This window comes from Burkholderia sp. Se-20373, from assembly GCF_017104705.1.
In the GTDB taxonomy this organism is placed as follows: domain Bacteria; phylum Pseudomonadota; class Gammaproteobacteria; order Burkholderiales; family Burkholderiaceae; genus Burkholderia.
In genome coordinates, this window is sequence record NZ_JAAGPH010000002.1 from 42,312 (window position 1) to 66,912 (window position 24,601).

General features: G+C 65.3%; 27 protein-coding genes and 1 riboswitch. Of the genes, 22 read left to right on the forward strand and 5 right to left on the reverse strand.

Features of this window, described 5'->3' with window-relative positions:
- The first annotated feature begins 15 nt into the window (after positions 1-15).
- The 5 genes from G3N96_RS00955 to arsH all read left to right on the forward strand — a co-directional run bounded on the left by G3N96_RS00955 (position 16) and on the right by arsH (position 3,100).
- Positions 16-348: a copper-binding protein gene (locus G3N96_RS00955; RefSeq protein WP_241022409.1), complete on the forward strand. Its 333-nt coding sequence runs from the start codon at positions 16-18 to the stop codon at positions 346-348.
- A gap of 194 nt (positions 349-542) precedes the next feature.
- On the forward strand, positions 543-875 hold the full coding sequence (locus G3N96_RS00960) for a metalloregulator ArsR/SmtB family transcription factor (RefSeq protein WP_206135907.1): 333 nt from the start codon (positions 543-545) through the stop codon (positions 873-875).
- The gene (gene arsB, locus G3N96_RS00965) at positions 872-1,942 is read left to right on the forward strand and encodes an ACR3 family arsenite efflux transporter (RefSeq protein ID WP_089486606.1); all 1,071 of its coding nucleotides are present in this window, start codon (positions 872-874) and stop codon (positions 1,940-1,942) included. The genes G3N96_RS00960 and arsB overlap by 4 nt, the downstream gene beginning before the upstream one ends.
- A gap of 20 nt (positions 1,943-1,962) precedes the next feature.
- Positions 1,963-2,385, forward strand: a complete 423-nt coding sequence (arsC, locus tag G3N96_RS00970; RefSeq protein WP_206135908.1) for an arsenate reductase (glutaredoxin) — start codon at positions 1,963-1,965, stop codon at positions 2,383-2,385.
- The gene (gene arsH / locus G3N96_RS00975) at positions 2,378-3,100 is read left to right on the forward strand and encodes an arsenical resistance protein ArsH (RefSeq protein WP_206135909.1); all 723 of its coding nucleotides are present in this window, start codon (positions 2,378-2,380) and stop codon (positions 3,098-3,100) included. The genes arsC and arsH overlap by 8 nt, the downstream gene beginning before the upstream one ends.
- A gap of 81 nt (positions 3,101-3,181) precedes the next feature.
- Here the strand turns inward: arsH and G3N96_RS00980 are convergent, their stop codons facing one another.
- Entirely contained in the window at positions 3,182-4,192 is a 1,011-nt protein-coding gene (locus G3N96_RS00980) for a sodium:calcium antiporter (RefSeq protein WP_124581499.1), read from the reverse strand.
- Between the two features lie 74 nt (positions 4,193-4,266).
- Positions 4,267-4,441, reverse strand: a riboswitch (yybP-ykoY riboswitch).
- Positions 4,442-4,561: 120 nt separating this feature from the next.
- Here G3N96_RS00980 and G3N96_RS00985 point away from each other — a divergent pair.
- The 5 genes from G3N96_RS00985 (at position 4,562) to G3N96_RS01005 (ending at position 8,412) form a co-directional block, all read left to right on the forward strand.
- On the forward strand, positions 4,562-4,837 hold the full coding sequence (locus tag G3N96_RS00985; RefSeq protein WP_089428418.1) for a metal/formaldehyde-sensitive transcriptional repressor: 276 nt from the start codon (positions 4,562-4,564) through the stop codon (positions 4,835-4,837).
- Positions 4,838-4,849: 12 nt separating this feature from the next.
- Positions 4,850-5,845 (forward strand): CDF family Co(II)/Ni(II) efflux transporter DmeF, encoded by a 996-nt coding sequence (dmeF, locus tag G3N96_RS00990; protein ID WP_206135910.1) that lies wholly within the window; start codon positions 4,850-4,852, stop codon positions 5,843-5,845.
- Positions 5,846-5,847: 2 nt separating this feature from the next.
- Positions 5,848-6,033 carry a DUF1289 domain-containing protein gene (locus tag G3N96_RS00995; RefSeq protein ID WP_206135911.1) on the forward strand — a complete coding sequence of 62 codons (186 nt, stop codon included), beginning with the start codon at positions 5,848-5,850 and terminating at the stop codon, positions 6,031-6,033.
- A 469-nt stretch (positions 6,034-6,502) separates the two neighbouring features.
- A complete protein-coding gene (locus G3N96_RS01000) occupies positions 6,503-7,759 on the forward strand; it encodes a DUF6402 family protein (RefSeq protein WP_206135912.1) in 1,257 nt (418 codons plus the stop codon).
- Positions 7,732-8,412, forward strand: coding sequence for a hypothetical protein (locus tag G3N96_RS01005; RefSeq protein ID WP_206135913.1), 681 nt, complete (start codon positions 7,732-7,734; stop codon positions 8,410-8,412). The genes G3N96_RS01000 and G3N96_RS01005 overlap by 28 nt, the downstream gene beginning before the upstream one ends.
- Positions 8,413-8,527: 115 nt before the next feature.
- On the opposite strand, the gene G3N96_RS01010 is transcribed toward G3N96_RS01005, so the two are convergent.
- Positions 8,528-9,937 carry a heavy metal sensor histidine kinase gene (locus G3N96_RS01010; RefSeq protein WP_206135914.1) on the reverse strand — a complete coding sequence of 470 codons (1,410 nt, stop codon included), beginning with the start codon at positions 9,935-9,937 and terminating at the stop codon, positions 8,528-8,530.
- Positions 9,934-10,605, reverse strand: a complete 672-nt coding sequence (locus G3N96_RS01015; protein ID WP_206135915.1) for a heavy metal response regulator transcription factor — start codon at positions 10,603-10,605, stop codon at positions 9,934-9,936. Before G3N96_RS01015 ends, G3N96_RS01010 begins: the two co-directional genes overlap by 4 nt.
- A gap of 244 nt (positions 10,606-10,849) precedes the next feature.
- Here G3N96_RS01015 and G3N96_RS01020 point away from each other — a divergent pair, with 244 nt between their 5' ends.
- The 8 genes from G3N96_RS01020 (at position 10,850) to G3N96_RS01055 (ending at position 18,193) form a co-directional block, all read left to right on the forward strand.
- Positions 10,850-11,248, forward strand: a complete 399-nt coding sequence (locus G3N96_RS01020) for a hypothetical protein (protein WP_124581511.1) — start codon at positions 10,850-10,852, stop codon at positions 11,246-11,248.
- 90 nt (positions 11,249-11,338) lie between these two features.
- On the forward strand, positions 11,339-11,620 hold the full coding sequence (locus G3N96_RS01025; RefSeq protein ID WP_206135916.1) for a hypothetical protein: 282 nt from the start codon (positions 11,339-11,341) through the stop codon (positions 11,618-11,620).
- Positions 11,617-13,113 (forward strand): TolC family protein, encoded by a 1,497-nt coding sequence (locus G3N96_RS01030; protein WP_206135917.1) that lies wholly within the window; start codon positions 11,617-11,619, stop codon positions 13,111-13,113. Before G3N96_RS01025 ends, G3N96_RS01030 begins: the two co-directional genes overlap by 4 nt.
- 1 nt (position 13,114) lies before the next feature.
- Entirely contained in the window at positions 13,115-14,410 is a 1,296-nt protein-coding gene (locus G3N96_RS01035) for a copper oxidase (protein ID WP_206135918.1), read from the forward strand.
- A gap of 67 nt (positions 14,411-14,477) precedes the next feature.
- A complete protein-coding gene (locus G3N96_RS01040) occupies positions 14,478-14,825 on the forward strand; it encodes a copper-binding protein (protein WP_206135919.1) in 348 nt (115 codons plus the stop codon).
- 14 nt (positions 14,826-14,839) lie between these two features.
- Positions 14,840-15,220, forward strand: a complete 381-nt coding sequence (gene copC, locus G3N96_RS01045; protein ID WP_206135920.1) for a copper homeostasis periplasmic binding protein CopC — start codon at positions 14,840-14,842, stop codon at positions 15,218-15,220.
- Positions 15,217-16,158, forward strand: coding sequence for a CopD family protein (locus G3N96_RS01050; RefSeq protein ID WP_206135921.1), 942 nt, complete (start codon positions 15,217-15,219; stop codon positions 16,156-16,158). The genes copC and G3N96_RS01050 overlap by 4 nt, the downstream gene beginning before the upstream one ends.
- A gap of 220 nt (positions 16,159-16,378) precedes the next feature.
- Positions 16,379-18,193 (forward strand): ExeM/NucH family extracellular endonuclease, encoded by a 1,815-nt coding sequence (locus G3N96_RS01055; protein WP_206135922.1) that lies wholly within the window; start codon positions 16,379-16,381, stop codon positions 18,191-18,193.
- A gap of 245 nt (positions 18,194-18,438) precedes the next feature.
- On the opposite strand, the gene G3N96_RS01060 is transcribed toward G3N96_RS01055, so the two are convergent.
- Complete coding sequence (locus tag G3N96_RS01060) at positions 18,439-18,669, reverse strand: hypothetical protein (protein WP_241022398.1); 231 nt, start codon at positions 18,667-18,669, stop codon at positions 18,439-18,441.
- Positions 18,670-18,903: 234 nt separating this feature from the next.
- Here G3N96_RS01060 and G3N96_RS01065 point away from each other — a divergent pair, with 234 nt between their 5' ends.
- Both G3N96_RS01065 and G3N96_RS01070 read left to right on the forward strand, forming a co-directional pair.
- On the forward strand, positions 18,904-20,748 hold the full coding sequence (locus G3N96_RS01065; RefSeq protein ID WP_206135923.1) for a peptidase S10: 1,845 nt from the start codon (positions 18,904-18,906) through the stop codon (positions 20,746-20,748).
- A gap of 53 nt (positions 20,749-20,801) precedes the next feature.
- Positions 20,802-21,233 carry a 2-oxoglutarate dehydrogenase gene (locus tag G3N96_RS01070; protein WP_124581527.1) on the forward strand — a complete coding sequence of 144 codons (432 nt, stop codon included), beginning with the start codon at positions 20,802-20,804 and terminating at the stop codon, positions 21,231-21,233.
- An 80-nt stretch (positions 21,234-21,313) separates the two neighbouring features.
- On the opposite strand, the gene G3N96_RS01075 is transcribed toward G3N96_RS01070, so the two are convergent.
- Positions 21,314-22,318 carry a helix-turn-helix domain-containing protein gene (locus G3N96_RS01075; protein WP_206135924.1) on the reverse strand — a complete coding sequence of 335 codons (1,005 nt, stop codon included), beginning with the start codon at positions 22,316-22,318 and terminating at the stop codon, positions 21,314-21,316.
- A 177-nt stretch (positions 22,319-22,495) separates the two neighbouring features.
- Between G3N96_RS01075 and G3N96_RS01080 the strand changes: the two genes are divergently transcribed.
- Together G3N96_RS01080 and G3N96_RS01085 are read left to right on the forward strand one after the other, a co-directional pair.
- A complete protein-coding gene (locus G3N96_RS01080) occupies positions 22,496-23,743 on the forward strand; it encodes a D-arabinono-1,4-lactone oxidase (protein ID WP_206135925.1) in 1,248 nt (415 codons plus the stop codon).
- 33 nt (positions 23,744-23,776) lie between these two features.
- Positions 23,777-24,556, forward strand: a complete 780-nt coding sequence (locus tag G3N96_RS01085; RefSeq protein WP_206135926.1) for an SDR family oxidoreductase — start codon at positions 23,777-23,779, stop codon at positions 24,554-24,556.
- Positions 24,557-24,601 lie beyond the last annotated feature (45 nt).

Consider the following 24,601-nt stretch of genomic DNA (forward strand, 5'->3'; position numbering starts at 1 on the left):
GTTGCCGCCGCCGCCATGCTTGCTGCCGGCACGCTCGTCACCCCCGCCTTTGCAGCCGGCGACATGGCCGGCATGGACATGTCCGGCATGAAGATGTCGTCGGGCGGCATGGCCGAGTCGAATGCCGCGCTGACCGACGCCGAAGTGAAGAAGGTCGATGCCGCGACCGGCAAGATCACGCTGAAGCACGGCGCGCTCGAGAACGTCGGGATGCCGCCGATGACGATGGCGTTCAAGGCGAAGGACGCGGCGATGCTCGAGCACGCCCATGCGGGCGACAAGGTCAAGGTGCGGATCGAGAAGGTCGACGGCACGCTGACGATCGTCAAGCTGGTGAAGGCGTCCTGACCCGAGCGCATGCCGGTGCGTCGCCCGTCCGTGGGGCGGGCGGCTGCACCGGCGCCATGCGTGTCGGGCCGGAAGCCGCGCGTGCGGCCGGGTTCGACGGTGCGCGAAGGGTTGGGGAGCGGCCACGTACGGGATCGGTATCATTATTTCAACAATACTTGAAATATCGAAATGATGGCGCTATCCTGCGCGTCATGGACTCCAATCTCGTCGTGCGCGCGCTGGGCGCGCTTGCTCATGAAGCGCGCCTCGCCATCTTTCGCGCGCTGGTCGTGGCCGGGCCCGAAGGGCTGCCGGCTGGCGCGATCGCCCAGCAGATCGGGCTGTCGCCATCGAGCCTGTCGTTCCATCTGAAGGATCTGTCGCACGCCGACCTGGTCACCGCGCGCCAGGACGGCCGGTTCATCTATTACGCGGCGAATTTCGAATCGATGAGCGGGCTCATCGGGTTCCTGACCGAGAACTGCTGCGCCGGTGCTGCCTGTGGCGTGCCGACGGCGCCCGATTGCTGTGGAGGCGACGCATGACCGGCTCGGACGTTGCACAACCGCAAGCCGTGACGGCGCAGCCCGCCATCGGCTTCTTCGAGCGCTACCTGAGCGTGTGGGTGGCGCTGTGCATCGTGCTCGGCATCGCGCTGGGCCAGGCGCTGCCCGGGCTCTTTCAGCACATCGGCCGCATGGAATACGCGCAGGTCAACCTGCCCGTCGGGCTGTTGATCTGGGTGATGATCGTGCCGATGCTGGTCAAGGTCGATTTCGGCGCGTTGCATGAGGTTCGGCAGCATGTGCGGGGGATCGGCGTCACGCTCGTCGTGAACTGGCTCGTCAAGCCGTTTTCGATGGCATTGCTCGGCTGGCTGTTCATCCGGCAGCTATTCGCGCCGATGCTGCCCGCCGACCAGATCGACAGCTATATCGCCGGCCTGATCCTGCTGGCCGCCGCGCCGTGCACGGCGATGGTGTTCGTGTGGAGCCGGCTGACGGGCGGCGATCCGTTGTTCACGCTGTCGCAGGTCGCGCTGAACGACAGCATCATGGTGATCGCGTTCGCGCCGCTGGTCGGCCTGTTGCTGGGGATGTCCGCGATCACGGTGCCGTGGGCGACGCTGCTCACGTCGGTCGTGCTCTACATCGTCATCCCGGTGATCCTCGCGCAAGTGTGGCGCAGGCTGTTGCTCGCGAAGGGGCCGGCGGCATTCGACCGCGCGATGGCGAAGATCGGCCCGTGGTCCATCGCCGCGCTGCTGGCCACGCTGGTGCTGCTGTTCGCGTTCCAGGGCGAGGCGATCCTGAAGCAGCCGCTGGTGATCGCGCTGCTCGCGGTGCCGATCCTGATCCAGGTGTTCTTCAATGCGGCGCTCGCCTACGGGCTCAATCGTCTCGTCGGCGAGAAACACAGCATCGCGTGTCCGTCGGCGTTGATCGGTGCGTCCAATTTCTTCGAGCTGGCCGTGGCCGCCGCGATCAGCCTGTTCGGCTTCCATTCCGGTGCGGCGCTCGCGACCGTCGTCGGCGTGCTCATCGAAGTGCCGGTGATGCTGCTCGTCGTGCGTGTCGTCAATCGTTCGAAGGGCTGGTACGAGTGCGCGTGAAACCATTCAGGAATCCGGAAATGACCGACATCACGATTTATCACAACCCCGATTGCGGCACGTCGCGCAACACGCTGGCGATGATTCGCAACTCGGGCGTCGAGCCGCGCGTCGTGCTTTACCTCGAAGCGCCGCCGAGCCAGGCAGCGCTGCGCGCGCTGATCGCGGCGATGGGCGTGCCCGTGCGCGACGTGCTGCGGCGCAAGGGGACACCGTATGAAGCGCTCGATCTCGACAATCCGAAGTGGAGCGACGACGACCTGATCGGCTTCATGGCCGCTCACCCGATCCTGATCAATCGCCCGATCGTCGTGACGCCGCTCGGCACGCGGCTGTGCCGTCCGTCCGAGCAGGTGCTCGACATCCTGCCCGATCCGCAGAAGGGGCCGTTTGCGAAGGAGGACGGCGAAATCGTGATCGACGCGGAGGGCAAGCGTGTCTGACCGACTGAACGATCTGCCGCAACTCGATGCCACGCTGTTTCGCGTGCCGGACGCGAGCCGGCTGCAACCCGCACGGCCGTCGACGCATCCGCCTCGGATCGTGTTGCTCTACGGGTCATTGCGCACGCGCTCGTTCAGCCGGTTGCTGGTCGAGGAGGCGGCGCGGTTGCTGACGGCGATGGGCGCCGAAGCCAGGATCTTCAATCCGGCCGGCTTGCCGCTGCCTGACGATGCGCCCGACGACCACCCGAAGGTGGCCGAGTTGCGCGAGCTCGTGCAATGGTCGGAGGGCATGGTGTGGTGCTCCCCCGAGCGGCACGGCGCGATGACCGGCGTGATGAAAGCGCAGATCGACTGGATTCCGTTGTCGGTCGGCGCAGTGCGGCCGACGCAAGGCAAGACGCTGGCGGTCATGCAGGTCAGCGGCGGGTCGCAGTCGTTCAATGCGGTCAACCAGATGCGCGTGCTCGGACGCTGGATGCGCATGCTGACCATCCCGAACCAGTCGTCCGTCGCGAAGGCGTTCATGGAATTCGGCGACGACGACCGGATGAAGCCGTCCGCGTATTTCGACCGGGTCGTCGACGTCATGGAGGAACTGGTCAAATTCACGCTGCTGACGCGCGACGTCGGCGCGTACCTGACTGACCGGTACAGCGAGCGCAAGGAAAGCGCGGAGCAACTGTCGCAGCGTGTGAACCAGGCGCGCATCTGAATCGCTCGCGGGCGGGCGCCGCGACGATGCGTCGTTCGCGCCGGGCAGCAGGATCGTGCGCGGCGCGTCCGTTGAGCAGGATCAGCGCGCCAGCGTCAGGAACAGATACCCCGCATACCCCGCGCCGTTCGCGAGCAACGCCCAGATCGCGAGCCCGCGCGTGCGCGCATTGACGCGCAGCCACGCCGCCGCCGCGAGCGTGATGATCACGCCGGTCAGCACCTCGGGGCGCGGCTCCCACGGCGTCAGCATGATGCCGATCGCTGGCAGCAGCGTGCCCTGGAACACCATCGCGCCGGTGATGTTGCCGAACGCGAGCGTGTCCTTCCTGCGGCGGATCCACAGCACGCTGTTGACCTTCTCCGGCAGTTCCGTCGCGATCGGCACGATGATCAGCGACAGCAGCAGCGCCGATATGCCCAGCGCGTGCGACACGCCTTCCACGCCGTGAATGAAGCCCTTCGCCCCGCCGACCAGCAGCGCAACGCCGAGGAGCAGCTGCAGCGCGATCGTCGCGAGGTTGGTCGGCATACCCAGGCGCGACAGGAACATCGTGTGCGGCGCCTCGGTGCCGTGCCCGGCATCGACGAGCTGGTTCGACGCGCGGAACGTCATCACGACATACATCACGTAGATGCCCACCAGCATCGCCGCGAGCAACGCACGCACGGCCCCGTTGTGATGCGGGACGAACATCGCGGCGGTGGCCAGCGAAAACGCGGCGAGGAAGTAGTTCATGTCGCGCACGAAGCCCGTGCGTTCGGGCGCGATCGTGCCGCGCAGCCCGCGCGAGCGGATCACGGCCAGCGTCATCAGGAAGGTGGTGAGCGTCGCGAGCATCAGCGGCGCGCCGAGAATCGCGCCGACGCCGATCTCCTCGTTCACGGCCTGGTTCGCGGTGCCGCCGGCGAGCGCGAGCAGCGGCACCATCGTTTCGGGCAACGCGGTGCCGACGGCCGCGAACAGCGAACCGGTGACGCCTTCGGAAATCTTCAGGCGCTCGCCGAGATGTTCGAGCGCGTTGGTGAAGACCTCGGCGGCGATGAGGATGACGACCAGCATGAACGCCAGTTCGACAAACATGAAAGTCATGCGGCACCTCCGCAGGCATGCGCGCGGACGGCGGCGAAACGTGGGGAGAGGGCGGTGGGGAACATGGGGACTCCGTGGTCGGACGCTGACAAACCATGGCGCATCCGCCGACGTCCGACCAGGAACGACGCGATGCGCCCATGGTCTCGCCAGGCCAATCAGGCTGAACGCGCCACGGCTGCAGGCCGAGTGTGTTGACGCGTTCGCTTTCCGGGGACGGAAAGCAGGCTACTCCCCAAAGACGAAGGGCAGTCTAGTCGAGCGGATTGCTTTCGGCAAGCCTTCATCTCAAAAAAATATACCCCTCTCCCCTATAGGGCTAGCCTTGCGGAGATATACTCCCCCTCCCTATGCAGGAGTCCGTTATCGATGAGTCATACCGTTCGTGAAAAACAGAAGCTGCTGAACCGCGTGCGCCGTATCAAGGGCCAGGTCGAGGCGATCGAGCGCGCGCTCGGGGACGAGCGCGGCTGCAACGAGGTGCTGCAATTGATCACGAGCTGTCGCGGCGCGATGAACGGGCTGCTGGCCGTCGTGCTGGAAGACCACATTCGCGAGCACATGGTCGATGCACATGGGCCGGATGAGCACGAAGGCAGCGCGACCGAGCAGCTGATCGACGTGGTGCACAGCTATTTCAAGTGATCGGGGTGGAGCATGAGCAATTTCACGAATGATGCGTTCGGCGCGGGGCACGATCATATCTTCCTGGGCGCCGCGCACGAGCGGAACGAGCGGCGGACGTGGATGGTGATCGGCCTGTGCGCGGCGATGATGGTGGCCGAGATCGTCGGCGGCACGCTGTTCGGGTCGCTGGCGCTCGTCGCCGACGGGCTGCACATGTCGACCCACGCAGGCGCGATGCTGATCGCCGCGCTGGCCTATACCTATGCGCGCAGGCATGCCGACGATCCGCGCTTCGTGTTCGGCACCGGCAAGCTGGGCGACCTGGCCGGGTTCACGAGTGCGATCGTGCTCGCGATGATCGCGATCCTGATCGGCTACGAGGCGGTTGCGCGGTTGCTGGCGCCCGTTCCCATTCACTTCGGTGAAGCGATTCCGATTGCCGTGCTGGGGCTCGCGGTGAACCTCGCCAGCGTGTGGTTGCTGAGCGGCGACCATCACCATGCGCATGGCCACGGACATGGTCATCACCGCGACCATGATCACGACGATGACCACCACGCGCATCACGATCACGGTTCGCACGCGGCCGCCCATCGCGACCACAACATCCGGTCGGCCTACGTCCATGTGATCGCCGATGCGGCGGTGTCGGTGCTGGCCATCGTCGGCCTGCTGCTCGCACGCGCGTTCGGCTGGGTCTGGATGGACCCCGTCGCGGGCATCGTCGGCGCACTCGTCATCGCGAACTGGTCGTACGGGCTGATGCGCGATACGGGCGGCATCCTGCTCGACGTCAATGTCGATCGCAAGCTGGCGGAGCGCGTACGTCATGCGATCGAGGCGCTCGGCGACAAGGTCAACGATCTTCACGTGTGGCGTGTCGGCCCCGGCCATATGAGCGCGATCGTGTCGGTCGAGACCGCCGATGCGGCGCGCGACGCACGCTTTTACCATGCACTGGTCGAAGGTTTCGACGGCGTGTCTCACGTGACCGTCGAAGTGATGACGCCTGCGAAGGCGGCCTGACCGTGGCCGTGAAATCGCCGTGTATCGAGCTGTGCGCGTTCGATGGCCGCACCGGATTCTGCACGGGCTGCTTGAGGACGCGCGACGAGGCGCGCGACTGGAAGAAGATGACCGACCATCGCCGGCACCAGATACTGAACGACCGTAATCGCCGCCAGGCGAAGATCCGGCGCGAGACGGGGGAGTGAGGGTGTTCAGCGGTGGTGGTCGTCGCGCTTCGTTTGGCGTTGCATCGGCCGTCACACAGATGCGAGTTGCCAGGCGAACGGCTTACCCTTCGGCGTCGCGCGGAAAATACAGCGCAAACGGTGCGATTCTGTCAAGGACGTTCGTGGAGGGATGCGATACACGTACCACCGTGACTCGCCGACGCGAATCTGCTCACTCCATGTGCCAGCCACTCATGGGTGCCGACGCGGTCGCCAAAATGGATAGGCAAGGGGCTGTGAAACTCGAGGACGCGATGTTGGACTGTCTGGCGACGAAACCTTCTGTAACAATCGTGCCGCGGGAAGACTGCCCGTGCCTCTACGACCTGCGTGGGTTTGGCTTGATCTGGCACGTCGTCTTCATTATCGCCGTTGGAATTGTCGTTGGAATTGCCGGGGCTTTGATTACGCTGAGACCGATTCTCTTGCGAATCGTTGTTCAAACGTTATGCCCGACGTCAAAAAAGTCCCGTATTACCAGCTGGAATCTGGAGTCTTCTATCTCGGCAAACGGTGGAAATGTCACGCTGGGGTAGTCGGATGCGTCCCCATCGACACGCAGCAAAAAATCTCGTTCGACAGGCGTGCGTCGAACGAGCCACCCTCACTGCCCAAAGCACCCGTTCCAGTCAAGCCGCATCACACGTCCGCCCCTGCGCCAGCACCTCTCAAACCGCCTCCCAATCCGCAACCGAGCGACAAGCCTCCAGACGCGGAGCAAGCCGACAAACTGCCCAAGTTCGATCTGCAGGACATCCCCAAAGCGATGGACACGATGGGCTGGCCGATCTCGGCCAAGCTCGCGCGAGAATGGTTTGCACGCCCAAGATACGTCTATAACAACGACCTCAACTCTGTACAGCCGCTTGATGACACGACTGTTTCCCTGGATTGGGCGCTGAAATTTCGCGGTGCGACCGAGCGATTCAATCAACTTGTCCGGCAAGCGATTTACACACCGAATGCCGCACGGGCAGTAACGAAAGTCCTGGCGCCCGTGGTCGAGCGGAGCTTTTCGGCCGGGCAATTGAATGCGGCAGGTATCGCTATCGACACGTCACCGTTTCTGAAGGACCCGCTCCAGTTTCACATCGCCTGGGGATTCCAGTACCAGTCCGTGTCATCCCTCGACACGCTCGACGGTACCGCGATGACCGATTTGACCGGCGCCCTGGCGAACTTCAACTTCTACGCTGCCGTAGGGAAGGCAACTGTAACTGGCGAACGCTTTTACCAATACGAAGGCAAGAGCAAGATATTCTGTCTCGAGCCTGTCGCCCAGATTACCCACGTCTACGTCTACATCAAAGACAGCTACTCGTTCAACGACGATTCGCTTTCCAAGAGCCAATACCTCGGCCACTGGAACAAGAACGGGATGGTTCTGTCCTACGCCGCGGCAGTCAACGATTTTTTCAAAGGCAGCAACTTGAACGTCGGGAACTCGACTATCGAAGAATGGCGCTACCTCCGCACGGGCGAAGAGGTCGACAAGCCGATCGACAAACGCACAAGCCTCTTTCGGAAGTTCCTGGCGAAGGATGTCTACTGGCCTGTTCATAACAAGACGTACCGCGACTGGAGGTCGGCGCATAATCGTGGTGGCGACTTCATGGTCTACAGTCGGCCCAAACTCATCAAGCTGGACAAGCCGATCATTCTGAAATTCGATACCGTATGCAGAACCATCCCGGCCGAGCAATGAAGGCGATCTCCATCCTTGTCAAAGCGGTCTTGGCCGTCGTCGGCATATGCCTGGTTGTCGCGATTGCATGGATGTTCCTGCCAGCCGACGCAAGGAACGCGATCACGCTTTTCTCGCTCAAGAATGCGAAGGGCACGATCTTCGCCATCACGTCGATCATCGTCGTGCTCTACATCTGTCGGCTTGTCAGAAATATCGACCATTTCAGCCGAACGAAGCGTATAGGACTGGCGATCGTCGCACTGGGCTTCCTGGCACTTTCCCATCTCGTCAATTTTCGCGGGATCACGACCGACGACACCGATTGCCAGCGATTCAACTACAACGCCAAGCTGAACGGCGGCATCAAGCAGATCGATGGCACAACCTATCTCGTCAACATCTGCGGCAGCGGCCGCAGCAGCAATGGTCTTTTTGCGGACCAGAACGAGCAGGTCAAAATCGTCGTGGCAGATGTGCACGGGTCGACCCTCGCGACACGGCTATTTTTCGTCTTTTGGGGCGGCCGGCCCGGCAACGATCCGATCGAGATCCACGACGGCAAGCTGACCTACTTCGACGCATCGGATGCGTACGACAGCACGCGGACGATCTCGATGCCGCCTACCACGATGGATTGGGTCGCGGCGAGAATTCCGCTTTCGCTGCGCTGATCCGAGTGCTGAAACACACCGTAGTCTCTGCGCGACACGTCAGCCGGGACCCGATGAGTGCGATCGTGTCAGTCGAGCCTGCCGTCATGCCGATGCGGATCGCCAGGCGAACGGCTTACCCGTCCGTGCCCCGCGGAAAATAAAGCGCGAACGTCGTGCGCCCGTCGCGGCTCGCGACCTCGACCTTGCCGCGATGCAGCTCCATGATCGACTTCACGATCGCGAGGCCGAGCCCCGCGTTGCGCGCCGCGCCGTGCCGCGACGAATCGATCCGGTAGAAGCGTTCGAAGATCTTGTCGACCTGTTCGGGCGGAATCGCGGCGCCGCGATTCGTGACTTCGACGACCGCGTAGCGGCCTTGCGTGGAAACCGTGAGTTCGATCGTCGACGCGGCTTCCGCATGTTCGAGCGCGTTCGATGAGAGATTGCTGACGGCGCGCCGGAACAGCGTCGCATCGGCGACGACCGGCGCTTCGCCGTGCACGTCAATACGCACGCCGGCTTCATCGGCCAGCGCCTGGAAATACGACGCGAGCCGGCGCAGCTCGCTGCCCGCGTCGAACTCGGTGGTCTTCAGGTGCTGCCGGGCGTTATCGGTGCGCGCGAGAAACAGCATGTTCTCGATCATCCGCTGCAACCGTTCGCATTCCTCGATGTTCGAGTCGATCAGCGCTTCGTATTCCTCGGTCGTGCGCGCGCGCGACAGCGTGACCTGCGACGCGCTGATCACGTTGGCGAGCGGCGTGCGCATGTCGTGCGCGAGATCGGACGAGAACTGCGACAGCCGCACGAACGCGCGTTCGAGGCGGTCGAGCATCCGGTTGACCGACGTCGCGAGTTCATGCAGCTCGACCGGGCCGCCGCGCGCGTCGAGCCGTGCGTTCAGGTTGTGCGCCTCGATGCGCGACGTCTGCCGGCCGAGGCTCTCGACCGGGCGCAGGCCGCGCGACGCAACCGCATAACCGAGCGCGCCGACCAGCAGCGCGCCCACGGCCGCCGCGAGCCAGATGTCGACGCGATAGCTTTCGAGCAGCGACTGGCGATCGGTCGCCGTGCGCGCGAGCGCGACCTGGATCGCGTCGCCGGACGGCAGCGTTTCGCGTGCATAGACACAACGCGACGTGCCGATGCCGGGCGGCGAACAGGTGAACGGCCCGCGGGCCCGGCTGGCCGGATGCGGCGCCGCGATCACCGACGCCAGCGTATTGCCGGCTTCGTCGGAATGCTCGACGAGCGCGCGGTTCTGCCCATCGTAGATGCCGAGATACACGCCCGGGTGCGACAGCAGCACCTCATGAAACACGGCCGGATCGGCTCGCAGCGCGGCGATCGAGCCGCTCGCGTGCGCCAGTTGCAGGAACTGGTTGAGCTTGCCGGAAATCTCGATGTCGTCGCGCCGCGTCAGCTCGGCGGACAGCGAGCGATACAGGTACGCGCCGGTCAGCGCGAACACGAGCGCGGCGACGACGGCGAACGCGAGCGTCAGCCGCTGCAGCAGCGAATACGCGCCAGGGCGGCGCGTCACGAACGATCCTCGAGCACGTAGCCCATCCCGCGGATCGTGTGGATCAGCTTCTTCTCATACGCGTTGTCGAGCTTCGCGCGCAGGCGCTTGATCGCCGCATCGACGACGTTCGTGTCGCTGTCGAAATTCATGTCCCAGATCTGCGACGTGATGAAGGTGCGCGTCAGCACTTCCCCCTCGCGTTCGGCGAGCAACTGCAGCAGCGCGAATTCCTGCGCGGTCAGGTCGATGCGGGTGTCGGCGCGCCGCACGCGGCGGCGGATCAGGTCGACTTCGAGATCGGCAACCTGCAGGATGTCGCGCACGTTGCGCGGCGCGCGCCGCAGCAGCGAGCGGATGCGCGCGAGGAACTCGGCATACGCGAACGGCTTGAGCAGATAGTCGTCGGCGCCCAGCTCGAGCCCGGCGACCTTGTCCTCGATCGCCTCGCGCGCCGTGAGCAGCAGCACGGGCGTCTGCTTCTGCGCGCGCAGCCGCTTGAGCACCTCGAAGCCGTCCATTTCCGGCAGCATCACGTCGAGCACGACGAGATCGAAATCCTCGTGCAGCGCGAGGAACAGCCCGTCCTTGCCGTTTTCCGCGACGTCGACCGTGTAGCTCGCCTCCATCAGCCCCTTGCGGAGGTACGACGCCATCTTGGGTTCGTCTTCGACTATCAGTATTCGCATGGTGAGGCAGGCTGTCCGTGGTTCATCCGTGATTCCAGCCGGTCAGTGTAACGCGTGAGCTTACGGCGCCGTGCGTGCGCGAAGGGTGACCGCCGGATGACGGAATTGTCATGAAATGCCGGTCATGTTTCGGCCATGTCGTCGTCACCACGGCGGCGATAAGCTGCGGCCGTCGTGTCCCCGGAGCGCGCCGTCGCGGCGCTGCGCCGGCCCATCCGGTCGTTGCCTGCGTGATTCCGCATCCATGTCGTACTGGCGCAAATTCCTCGTCGTCGTGCTGCTGGCGCTGAGCCTGCCGATCCAGTCGTTCGCGGCTGTGTCGATGGCATGCGCGGGCGCGGTCGTGGCCATGCCGCACGCGGAGGACGGCGCAAGCGCTGATGATGCGTTCGCGCCGCGTGCGATGCCGAGCGCGCATGGCGGCCAGCATAAAGACGAGCACGCGCACGACGATCATGCGCGACATGCACAGCCATGTTCCGCGTGCGGGTCCTGCTGCCTCGGCACCGGCATGGCGGATCTTCCCGTGATGTCCGTTGCGTCGGGTATCGGTGTCGGGCTCGCTTCCTTCGCTTCGGCGCCGGTCGTCGTGTCGTTCCTGACCGGCGGCATCGACAGGCCGCCACGCCGGCTTCTCGTCTAGACCCGGCCCGCGGCTTCGACCTGCCGCACTCTCCAATCCGTTCCGGCGGCGGTATCAAGGCCGCCGGACGACCCACGACGAGACCCATTCATGCGATTGATCATTGCGGCGCTATTGAGCGCGGCGGCCCTCGCGCCGTCGCTCGCGCCAGCGCAAACCCCGCTGCCTGATCCAGCGGATGCCACCGTGGCCGTGCCGGATATCACCGTGACATCCGCATTCGACGGCTACCGGCCGTATCGGGACGACGAAGGCCCGGGCTGGAAACAACTGAACCGCGACGTGATGGCACGGCCCGCGAAAGGACGTGCGACGGGCGGTGCGGCCGGAAACGGCACCGCCCATTCGCAGCACGGAGGCGCCGCGCAATGACGATGCTTGCGATATCGCCGAGGATCGGCGCGGCCGCGGCCGTGCTCGCCTTCCTCGCGGGCTGCACGACGTTTTCGAGGGATGGAGGCTTCGACGCGGTGTCTTCCGCCGCGTCGGAGCGCATCGGCAAGGACGCGGTGGTGATCAAGACCGACGCCGACCGCGAAGCCGTCGACAAGCGCACGAAGGAGCTGCTGTCAAAGCCGCTGTCGATGGACGACGCGGTGCAGGTCGCGCTGCTGAACAACCGCGGGCTGCAGGCTTCGTATGCGGAACTGGGGCTGTCGGAAGCCGATCTCGTCCAGGCGGGCCGGCTGCCGAACCCGCGCTTCGCGTTCAGCCGCACCCGTGCCGGCGACGGCGAGCTGACGCTCGGCCGCACGTTCTCGGCGAACGTGTTCGCGCTGCTGACGATGCCGCTCGCGACGAACATCGAGCGCCGCCGCTTCGAGCAGACCAAGCTCGAAACGGCCGACGCGATGCTGAAGGTCGCAGCCGACGCACGCCGCGCGTTCGTCGAGGCCGTCGCGGCCGAGCAGGCCGCGAACTATGCGCAACAGGTGCGCGATGCCGCGAGCGCGGCCGCCGAACTCGCGCTGCGCATGCGGCAGGCCGGCAACTTCAGCCGCCTCGATTACGCGCGTGAACAGGCGTTCCACGCCGATGCGGTTGCGCAGCACGCGAAGGCGCGCCAGCAGGCCGTCGCCGCGCGCGAGAAGCTCACGCGTGCGATGGGCCTGTGGGGCGAACGCACGCGGTACACGCTGCCCGAGCGCTTGCCCGACCTGCCGAAAGCGCGGCCGAACCTGCCCGATCTCGAGCGCTTCGCGATGAGCAACCGCTTCGACATCCAGGCCGCGAAGCTGCAGACGCAGGGCGTCGCGTCGTCGCTCGGCCTGAGCAAGGCGACGCGCTTCGTCAATGCGGTCGACCTCGGCTACGTGAACAACTACGAAACCGGCAAGGGGCACGAGCACGGCTACGAGATCAGCGTCGAGATTCCGCTGTTCGACTGGGGCGGCGCGAAGGTCGCGCGCGCCGAGGCCGTCTACATGCAATCGGCGAACCGGCTCGCGAAAACGGCCATCGACGCGCGCTCCGACGTGCGTGAATCGTATGCGGCGTATGTGACGAGCTACGACGTCGCGACCCACTATCGCGACGAAGTCGTGCCGCTGCGCAAGACGATCTCCGACGAACTCCTGCTGCGCTACAACGGGATGCTCGCGAGCGTGTTCGAGCTGCTGGCCGATGCACGCGAACAGGTCGGCGCGGTCAACGGCTACATCGATGCGCTGAAGGACTACTGGCTCGCCGAAACCGATCTGCAGATGGCCGTCGGGGGCCGGCTGCCGTCCGACGGTGCCGCGCCGCGCGCGACGCCATCCCCCCAACCCGACGCCCCTTCACACGCCGACGCTGCGCCGCAGCCGGCTTCCTCATCCGCGGCGCAACCGGCGCCCGCGACGCAACCGCATCCGGAAGGTCATTGACATGGTGTCCCGTCGACAATTTCTCAGCGGCTCGGGCGCCGCGCTGCTGGGCGCCGCGATGGTCAGCCAGGCCGGCGCCGCGTCGCTGCCCGAAGCGCCCACGATGGCGAAAACGGCCACACAGCCGCCGCTCGTGCCGCCGAACGGCCGCCCGTACACGCCCGTCGCGACGCTCAACGGCTGGACGCTGCCGTGGCGAATGAAGAACGGCTGGAAGGAATTCCACCTGACGGCCGAGCCCGTCGTGCGCGAGATGGCGCCCGGCATGAACGCGAACCTGTGGGGCTACAACGGCCAGTCGCCGGGCCCGACGATCGAGGCCGTCGAAGGCGACAAGGTACGCATCTTCGTGACCAACCGGCTGCCCGAGCACACGACGATCCACTGGCACGGGCTGCGGCTGCCGAACGGGATGGACGGCGTCGGCGGCCTCACGCAGCCGCATATCCCGCCCGGCAAGACCTTCGTCTACGAGTTCCAGCTGGAAGCGCACGGCACGTTTATGTATCACCCGCACGCCGACGAGATGGTGCAGATGGCGATGGGGATGATGGGCATGTTCATCGTGCACCCGAAGGATCGAGGCACGATGCCGGTCGATCGCGATTTCGTGTTCCTGCTCGCCGCATACGACATCGATCCGGGCAGCTACACGCCGCGCGTGAACGAGATGACGGACTTCAACATGTGGACCTTCAACTCGCGCGTGTTCCCGGGCATCGATCCGTTGCCGGTGCGCGCGGGCGACCGCGTGCGGATCCGGTTCGGCAACCTGACGATGACGAACCATCCGATCCACCTGCACGGCTACAGCTTCGAAGTCGCGGGCACCGACGGCGGATGGATTCCGCCGGCCGCGCGCTGGCCGGAAGTGACCGCCGATGTCGCGGTGGGCCAGATGCGCGCGATCGAGTTCACCGCCGATCGGCCGGGCGACTGGGCGTTCCACTGCCACAAGTCGCATCACACGATGAATGCGATGGGCCACCAGGTGCCGAACCTGATCGGCGTGCCGCAGAAGGATCTCGCGCAGCGTATCGGCAAGCTCGTGCCCGACTACATGGCGATGGGCAGCACGGGCGGCGCGATGGGCGGCATGGAGATGCCGCTGCCCGACAACACGCTGCCGATGATGACGGGCACGGGCCCGTTCGGGCCGCTGGAGATGGGCGGCATGTTCACGGTCTGCAAGGTGCGGCAGGGGCTCGGCCGCAATGACTATCGCGATCCGGGCTGGTTCAAACATCCGAAGGGCACCGTCGCATACGAGTACACCGGCGAACTGCCGGACGGTTGAGCAGCAGCATGCGGCGGCTGCGTGCATGCGGCCGCCGGTTTCGTTTCATTCACTGGGAGTCGACACGATGAAGAAGGGACTGGTTTCGATGGCAATGGGGTATGCACTGGTGTTTTCCGCGGCGTCGTACGCGGCCGGCGACATGGCCGGCATGGACATGAGCGGCGGCGCGAAGCAGGCAGCCGCGGCGACGCCGGGCATGTCGCACGGCGAAATCCGCAAGGTCGATACGGCCGCCGGCAAGCTGACGATCAAGCACGGCCCGCTCGAAAACCTCGGGATGGACGCGATGACGATGGTGTTCAAGGTGAAGGACCCGGCGATGCTGTCGCAGGTGAAAGCGGGCGACACGATCGACTTCGTCGCGGAAGACGTGGACGGCGCGCTGACCGTCGTCGAGCTGAAGAAGCCGTGACGCGGAGCGGGACCATGAAGATCACGAACCTCTCGCGGCTGGCCGCGATCGTCGCGACCGGTGCGATGCTCGCCGCCGCCCCGGTCGCGGCATCCGCGCACGGCAAGCTGGAAAGCGCCGCGCCGGCGACGGGCAGCACGGTCGACACCGCGCCCGACACGGTGCGGCTTACGTTCAACGAAGACCTCGAACCGGCGTTCAGCTCGGTGAAGGTGTCGGATGCGAACGGCAACGCCGTCACGCAGGAAAAAGCGAAGGTCGATGCGGCGAACCCGCGCGTGATGACCGTCGCGATGCCGAAGCTCGCGCCCGGTGCGTACACGGTGCAGTGGGCGGCGATGACGGCCGACGCGCATCGCACGAAGGGCACCTATACGTTCAGGGTGAAGGGGTGAACGACGGCGTCATCGGTCTCCTGCGGCTCGTGTCGGTGGCGATCCAGAACGCCGGGTTCGCCGTCGTCGTCGGCGCGCTGCTCGGCCGCCACTGGCTCGCGCGCGGCGCGTCGGCGTGGCAGCACGGCATCGGGCGGCGGCTCGCCGCGACGCTGCGCAGTGCGTCCGTCATCTCGCTGCTCGCAAGCATCACCGCGTTCTGGGCGCACTGCGCGCTGATGAGCGACGTGTCGTTGCTCGAAGCGGGCCCGGCCGTCTGCGCGATGCTCGCGGGTACCGGCTTCGGTCATGCGTGGCTGGTCGGTGCGGTGTTCATGCTCGTCGTCGTGGTGCTGTCGTTCGTCCGGTATGCGAACGAGTCGCGCTTGCCGTTCGCGATGTGGGCCGCGCTTGCTGGCGTCGCGCTCGCGCGCAGCAACGGCGGACATCCGGTGGATGCCGGGTTGTTCAGCGTGCCGGTGTGGATCGACTGGCTGCATTTGCTGGCGATCAGCGCGTGGGTCGGGCTCGTGCTCGTGACGGCTTTCGGCGTGATGCCGAGGCTTGCAGCCATGCCCGCGAGCGAACGCACGACCGGCGCATCGTTCGTGCAGTCGCTGTCCGATGCGTCGACCTGCGCATTGATCGTGCTGTTCGCGACCGGCGCGTACAACGGCTGGCGCGGCGTCGATACGCCCGTCAATCTGCTTGGGTCGGCGTACGGGCAGATCCTGCTGTTGAAGCTCGCGCTCGTGTTGATCGCGGCGGCGCTCGGCGGACACAACCGCTTCTTCGGGATGCCAACGTTGCTGGCTGCGTTGAAGGATCCGGCCGCCTCGATGCCGGCCAGTTCGTTGAAACGGTTCGGCACGGTGTTGCGGATCGAAGCGGTGGTGCTTGGCGGCGTGCTGATGGTCGCGGCCGTGCTCGTGTCGAGCGCGTTGCCGGGCACGGTGTAGCGCGACGACGCAAAGCCGCGGCAGCAAGACCACGCGGGGCAATCGTCACGGTCATGGTGGATTTTCGTCAGACGATTCCCCGCTTTTTCCGGCGGAAACGCGCGCTCGACGGCGATCGCGGCGTGATAACGATAATTACATCTGCCTGTCTTTCGATTACCAAAAACTGTCATTGAGCGCCGCTAAGCTTTCGCCACCCTCACAACCGGGATTCCCCGTCATGCGCTCGACAATCCGCCGCTTCACCCCGCTATTGCTGCTCCCGACGCTCGCCGCGCCGGTTTTCGCCGCCACTGCCGCGCCCGTCAGCCCGAACTGCGGCGGCAGCACGACGCCGATCGCCGATATCCAGGGGCCGGGCGCGCCGTCGCCGCTCGCCGGCCAGAACGTGTCGATCGAAGCGGTCGTCACCGCCGATTTCGGCGGCACGGACGGCTTCGGCGGCTTCTTCGTCCAGCAGGCCGACGCGCAGCGCCGCAACCAGCCGGGCGTGTCCGAAGGCCTGTTTGTCTACGCGCCGAAGGTGCGGGCGAAAGCGGGCGACCTCGTGCACGTGACGGGCAAGGTCGAGGAGAAGTACGGCCAGACGCAGCTCACGCAGTCGGGCGCGATCGCGGTGTGCGCGAACAACCAGACCGTCACGCCCGCGACGCTCACGCTGCCGGTCGACAGCCCGAACGCGTTCGCCGCGTATGAAGGGATGCTCGTGCGCCTGCCGCAGACGCTGAACGTCACGGACAACTACGAGCTCGGCCGCTACGGCAGCGTGATGCTCAGCAACGGCCGCCTGCGCACGCCGACGAGCGTCGTGCCGCCCGCGCAGGCGCAGACGCAAATCGATGCGAACGCACGCAACCGCCTGATCCTCGACGACGGCTCGAACAAGCAGAACCCCGCCACGGTGCCGTACCCGGCGCCGGGCCTGTCGGCCGCGAACACGCTGCGCGCGGGCTACACGGTGCGCGACGTCGAGGGCGTGCTCGAAGTGCGCTACGGCGCATGGCGCGTGCAGCCGCTGCCGGGCGCGGCCGTGCCGGCATTCGACGCGCGCACGAACCCGCGCACCCACGCACCGGCGCGCGACCCGAAATCGAACCTGCGCGTCGCGTCGTTCAACGTGCTGAACTACTTCAACGGCAACGGTCTCGGCGGCGGCTTCGACGATCCGAACAACCGCGGCGCGAAGAACTTCCAGGAATTCCAGCGCCAGGAAGCGAAGATCGTCAGCGCGCTGAAGGCGATCGACGCCGACGTGATCGGCCTGATGGAAATCCAGAACAACGGCTACGGCGAACTGAGCGCGGTGCGTCAGCTCGCGGCGAAGCTCGGCAATAACTGGCGTGTCGTCGATCCGGGCGTGTCGCGCCTCGGCGGCGATGCGATCACGGTCGCGATGATCTACGACAGCCGCAAGGTCGAACCGGTCGGCCGCGCGGCGACGCTCGCGATCGACGACAAGAACCGCCAGCCGCTCGCGCAGTCGTTCCGGCTGATCAACGGCAACAAGCAGTCGCTGACGGTGGCCGTGAACCACCTGAAGTCGAAGAACTGCCCGGATGCCGCCAACGACGATCTCGACCAGGGCGACGGCCAGGGCTGCTGGAACCCGACGCGCACGCGCGCGGCGGCGAAGGTGGCCGACTGGCTTGCCGGCAACCCCACGGGCGTCGCGGGCCAGGGCGTGCTGCTGATCGGCGACTTCAACAGCTACACGTACGAAGACCCGATCCGCACGCTCGAATCGCGCGGCTACCGCAACCTCGTCGCGCGCTGGATCGGCGCGAATGCATACAGCTACGTGTACAACGGCGAAGCCGGCTACCTCGATCACGCGCTCGCGACGCTGCCGCTCGCATCGCACGTGAAGGCCGTGCACGAATGGCACATCAACGCGGACGAGCCGCTCGCGCTGCAGTACACGCTCGCGTACAAGTCGGCCGAGCAGCAGAAGACGTTCTACGCGCCGGATGCGTATCGCTCGTCGGATCACGATCCGGTGCTGATCGATATCGCGCTGCCGGGCGGCGGGAAGTAATGGCGGATTGAATGCGGAAGAAGCGCGGCGTGCGACGAGGCTGCATGTCGCGCTTCTACCCTGCTGGAAGGCCGGCGCGAGAAAGGGTAAATAATTCCGCTTGATTTTCGAGAATTGGATAAATCGGTATTTTATGGATGACGCAGTGCGGATAAGCGCATCGCTTGAAGAATGGTTGAAGTGACTTGAATCATTGAATGGCGGACCATGCATGCCGTCACGCCGAATTAATCGATCACGGATAATTAAAATGAAAGAATAATTCCGGTGATCTGAAGGCTTTCGAGGCGCAACATCGTTGCCGGTAAAGGATTGCCGGTTGTGCGATAAAAGCGGCGGATTCGGCGGATTATTGTCGATAGCGCGCGCAATGCACGAATAATCCCGTTTTCTTTCAATTGCCAGACACTGTCCGCCGTTAGCATCATTGCGGGTTTTTTAATATCCGAATGATCTTTGACAACGCGGCGCAGCACCGCCTATTTTTGTGTTGTCGTAAATTTGGGTCATATAAAAGTTGTTCAAACTGCAGGGGGCGTCCGAGCACCATTCTCGCCAGCAGTTTGCTGTGTCTGTATCAAGTTCAGTCTCTTGGAAGTCCAATCCCCAACCGCCGACTGCCGACCGTGCAACGCGAGTGGCGGGTTCGCCTGCGCGTTCCGCAGGCGTTGGCGGCCTGTGTGAAACGGTATCCGAATCAAAGGACAGAGATGAAACCAGACAAGAGCTGTACCGGCAGCCGCCGTGGCCGTCACGGCCGGTTGGCCGGGCTAGGTGCATTGACCGTCATGACACTGGCGCTCGCGGCATGCGGCGGCGACGATTCGTCGTCCGTCGGTGCGTCGAGCCTCGCGCAGGCCGCCGCCAGCCAGCAGGCGAGCGCGCAACAGGCGGCCGGGCAGACACCGGCCAACCAGCCGTACGTCGACCCGGTCGCGTATTCGATGAATGCGACCGACGGCCTCGCCCCCGGGCAGGTGTCCGAGAAAACCGCCGTCATGCATTACCAGTGGAAAAACGGCGGCACGACCGTCAACTACACGACGACCACCGGCCACCTGACCGCACAGGACGCGAACGGCAATGCGGAAGCGTCGATGTCGTATGTCGCGTACACCGCGCCGAGCACGAACGGCAAGCCGCGCCCGGTCACGTTCGTCTATAACGGCGGCCCCGGCTCGTCGTCGATCTGGCTGCGGCTCGGCTCGTTCGCACCGACCCGCGTGGCCACGCCCGATCCGCTGTTCGGCAGCAACTGGCCGAACTATCCGCTCGTCGACAACGCCGAAAGCCTGATCGACACCACCGACCTCGTGTTCATCGACCCGCCCGGCACCGGGCTGTCGGAAGCCGTGCTGCCGAACACCAACCAGAAGTACTGGGGTTCCGATGCGGACGTGAACATCATGCGCGACTTCATCCAGCGCTACCTGAACGTCAACAGCCGCGGCACGTCGCCGATCTACCTGTACGGCGAATCGTACGGCACGCCGCGTACCGACATGCTCGCGCTGGCGCTCGAATCGGCCGGCGTGCACCTGACGGGTATCGTGCTGCAGTCGGCGATCCTGAACTACTTCGCGGATGCGGTGGAAGCCGTCGCGATCACGCAGTCGACGGAGGGGCTGCTGCTCGAAACCGATACCGTGGCCGGCTACCTGCCGGGTTATGCGGCGGTCGCGGCGTACTTCAACCAGGTGTCGCCGGCGCCGGTGAACGCCGATCTGTACGCACTGCAGACGGAACTGTTCACGACGCTGATCTACAACCAGCTGCAGAAGTATTCGCAGTCGTGGGTGTTGAGCCAGCTCGGCATTCCGGATGCGCTCGGCACGCCGGTGTTCCCGAGCGATGCGACGCTCAAGCTGTGGTCGATCCCGTCGAGCCTCACGCAACAGGCGCTGCGCGGCTACTTCAACGCGAATCCGTTCGGCACGAGCCTCTTGCCCGGGACGACGATCGGCCGGTATGACGGGCGCGTATCGTTGCCGAACGCCGATCCGCGCCTGCAGAACGACGGCGACCCGTCCGACATCCTGATTTCGCAGCCGTTCACGAACGCGCTCGCGACGCAGATGCCGGATTACCTCGGCTACACCGCACCGAACGCGACGTACCTGCCGCTGAACGACAACATCATCGGCGTCTGGGACTTCACGCACGACGGCCAGCCGATGCCCGACACGATCCCCGATCTGCTCGGTGCGCTGCAGCTCAACCCGAAGCTTCGCGTGCTCGCGGAGAATGGCTTCCACGATCTCGCGACGCCGTTCTTCAACACGGAGAAGCAACTCGCGCGGCTGCAGACCGTGAAGGGCCTGAATCCGAAGCTGCAGGTGAACTTCTTCCAGGGCGGCCACATGATCTACCTGGACGACGTCGCCCGGCCGCAGATGAAGCGGGACCTGAAGACGTTCTACAAGGGCGCGCGGATTCCGACCGCGCTGACGCTGCACACGCTGCCGCCGCCGTGGCCGGATGAAAACCCGCCGAGCGTGCCGACCGGCAGCATCCCGGGCGCGACCGCCGGGACGACGCTGGCGGCGGCCCCGTGAGCGCCCCCCAGCGACGGACTCCTTGTCGAAGGAACCCTCTATTCATCCATTGAATGCGAGTGATCATGTCCCTAATCAAATTGATGCGGCGTATGTCTCCGTTGATCGTCCTCGGTGCCGTGATGAGCAGTGTCTACGCGTTGCCGCCGCAGGCGGTCGCGCCGGTGAAGCTGCCGCACGGCGGGCGCGGTGTCGACGGTCCGTTCTTTCCCGCCACGAAAGCGGCGCCGGTGTTGCCGTCGACCGGCGCGACGCTGCAGCAGCAGGCGCAGCAGCGTGTCGATGCGCGGCTCGGCGCCAATACGGTGCTGAGCAACGGCGCGGCCGTGACGAAGGCGCAGGCGCAGAGCAGCGGTCTCGGCTTCGTGTCGAAGCACTTCGACGAGATCGATGCGAAGCACACCGGCCGCGTGACGATGAGCGATGTGCGGCAGTTCATCCAGCAGCGGCAGGTGCAGGCGCAGCAGGAACAGCAGGACGAGTGACGTAGCAGGCAGGGCGGCGGCCGGTGCGGACGCGTTCGCACCGGCCGCCGGAAGGGGAACGACAGCGTGAACGACCGGCGCTAGCGGGCTTGGCGCGCGTAGCGCTTCGCGGTGGCGGACGGCAGTTCGCCGAACATCGCGCGGTAGTCCTGCGCAAAACTGCTCAGGTGCCAGAAGCCCCACTTGGTGGCCGCGGTCGTCACGGAGTCGCCGAGCCGAAGCTCGCGGCGCACGTGGTTCAGCCGCACGGCCCGCAGGTACGCGATCGGGTTCAGGTTCAACGTGTCCTGGAACGCGTATTGCGCGGTGCGCCGGCTGACACCGAGTTCCACGCACAGCTCGGCGATCGACAGCGGGCACGTCGATGCATCCTGCAGCCGCTCCCGCACCGCATTGACCAGCGACCAGTATTTCGTCGGGCGCACGATCCGTGCGCCGGCCTCCGGCGTGGCGGCCGTCATTACTTCCGAGATCGCGTAGAGCACGGTGCGTTCGAGCAGTTCGAACCTGTCCTGCGTCGTGACGTCGTCGATGCGGGTGGTTTTTACGGCGGCGGCGAGTGTCTGGCGCAGCAGCTCGCGCAGATGATCGGCCACACCGGTTGCCATCGGGATCACCGGCGCATGGGTTTGGGCGCGCAGCGACGCGGCCACCGTGCGCAGCGCCTGTGTCGACAGGTTCTCCGGCTCGATTTCGACGTTCACGAGCAGATGGCGGTCGGGCGAATAGAACTCGAACTGCGGCTGGCTGGAAAACACGTGCAGGCTGTCGCGCCCGCTCTTCTCGCCGCACAGGCGCGCATGGCCTTCCAGTTCCAGCGGCACGGCCACGGCGATCCGCTCCGTCGGCACCGCGCCTTGCTGCAGGATGACCTTGTCGAGATCCTCGACCAGCAGCTTGATGCCGCCCAGCGACATGATCGACGACGAGCCGTGAAACCGCCCGCCGGAGATCTGCGTGTAGTTCATGTTCCAGCCGTCGAACGCGCGCGCCTGTTCCTCGACGTCGGTGAACGCGCAGAACGCGACCGTTCGCGCGAACAGCGGGTCGCCGGAGAAATCGCTCGGGTGGGCAGACGGCGTCATCGAGGGCGGAGGGCGGGAACGGGCGGGCCGGATCGATTCATTGTAGCCGCTCGCCGCGCCGGTCAAAAAGCGCCGGACGGGTATCGCCTCGTCAAAACCCTGACTTGCCGAAATCCGATAGTGAAAAACCTTTCGGCACCCTATCTTTGGCAGCAATAGGACGCTGGAGAGACGGTGATGGAACTTCCCCGCGGCGGATTCTGGAGGAACTGGGTCGGCAATCAGTCGTGCGTGGCCGCGCATCTGGCCGCGCCCACCAGCGAGGCCGAGATCGCGGAACTGGTGCATGCCGCGACGCGGCAAGGCAAGCACGTGCGGTGCGCGGGGTCGGGGCACTCGTTCACGCCCGTGGTGGCCACCAGCGGCCTGCTGCTGTCGCTGCAGGACTACCAGGGCATCGTGGAGGTCGACGAAGCGCGCAAGCGCGTGACCGTGAAGGCCGGCACCAAAATCAATGCTGTGACGCGGCACCTGAAGGACCTCGGCCTGTCGCTCGTCAACCAGGGCGATATCGATTCGCAGGCGATCGCCGGTGCATTGGCCACCGGCACGCACGGCACGGGGGCGACGCTGGGCAACCTGTCGTCGCAGGTCGTCGGGATGCGCATCGTGCGCCCGGACGGCTCGATCATGAAGGTCAGCGACCGGCAGGACCTCGACTTGCTCCATGCGACGCAGGTGAACATCGGCATGTTCGGCGTGGTGTCGGAGATCACGCTGCAGGTGACCGATGCGTTCTGGCTGCACGACCGCGTGTGGCGCGAGGACTTCGACGCGCTGATGGAGCAGTACGACGACCTGGCGGCGAAGCACCGGCATTTCGGCTTCTTCTGGTGCCCGACGTCGGCCAGCCGCGAGCTCTACTGCCTGCCCGACACCACGAAGGTGTCGAATTCGAAGAAGGACTACGACGTGTGCGAGATCAAGGTGATGGATATCACCGACGCGCGCACGTTCCATGAAGGCGAGCACGAGAAGATCGCCTACAGCTCGGAGGTGTACGCGATCCACTACGTGCCGAACTTCCACGAGCTCGAGTATGCGGTGCCCGCGCAACACGGCAAGGAAGCGCTGCGCCGCGTGCGCGAGCTGATCCTCACGAAACACCGCGACTGCATTTTCCCGGTCGAGTACCGCTTCACGAAGGGCGACCCGGCGTGGATCAGCCCGTTCAACCATCAGGACAGCGTCACGATTTCATGCTCGGGCGGCCCGAACGGCGTCGACTACTGGCCGTTCCTGAAGGACGTCGACACGATCCTGCGCGACTACGGCTCGCGGCCGCACTGGGGCAAGCTGCATTTCACGAACCGCGAGGACGTCGATCGCTGGTTCCCCAAGGCCGAGGCGTTTCGCGCGCTGCGCCGCAGCGTGGACCCCGAAGGCTATTTCCTCAACGATCACCTGCGGACGCTGTTCAGTTGAGCAGACCAAACGAACCAGAATGGAGCACGCAACATGAATGTCAAGATTGACGGCCGCCTGGCCGGCAAGGTCGCGATCGTAAGCGGCGGCGCCGGCGGCTGCGGCGGCGCGGCGTCGGAACTGTTCGCCGCCCAGGGCGCGAAGGTCGCGATCATCGACCGCGACGGCGACGCAGCCGACACGCTCGCGTCCCGGCTGCGCGACGCGGGCCTGCAGGCGATCGGCCTCGGCGCCGACGTATCGAAACAGGCGGAAGTCCGGCAGGCCGTGAATGCCGCGCGGGAGCAGTACGGCAACGCGGACATCCTGTTCAATCACGCGGGCACGCTGATCGTCAAACCGTTCCTCGACATCGAGGAGTCGGAATGGGACTGGCTGATGGGCGTGAACGTGAAGAGCATGTTCCTGATGACGCAAGCGGTGTTGCCGCAGATGCTGGAGAAGGGGCGGGGCAGCATCGTCTGCACGTCGTCGATTTCCGCGGTGTGCGCGACGCCGGGCGAGGTGCTGTATGACGCGACCAAGGGCGCGTGCCACATGTTCGCGCGGGCGATCGCCGTCGAGTACCGCGACCGCGGCATTCGTTGCAACGCGCTCGCGCCGGGGTTCATCCGCACGCCGCACGGAATGCGTGAACTGAAGGACCTGCAGGCGATGGGTGTCGACGCGACCGAGGCGGCGATCGCGGTTCAGCAAGGCCGGCTGTGCGAGCCGTCGGAAGTCGCGGCGGCGGCACTGTTCCTCGCTTCCGACGAGTCGAGTTTCGTCAACGGCACGCACCTGTTCGTCGACAACTGCTTCTCCGCCGTCTGATTACGGATGCCCGCAGGATTCAACCGCTGCGAGGCGGTTGAATTT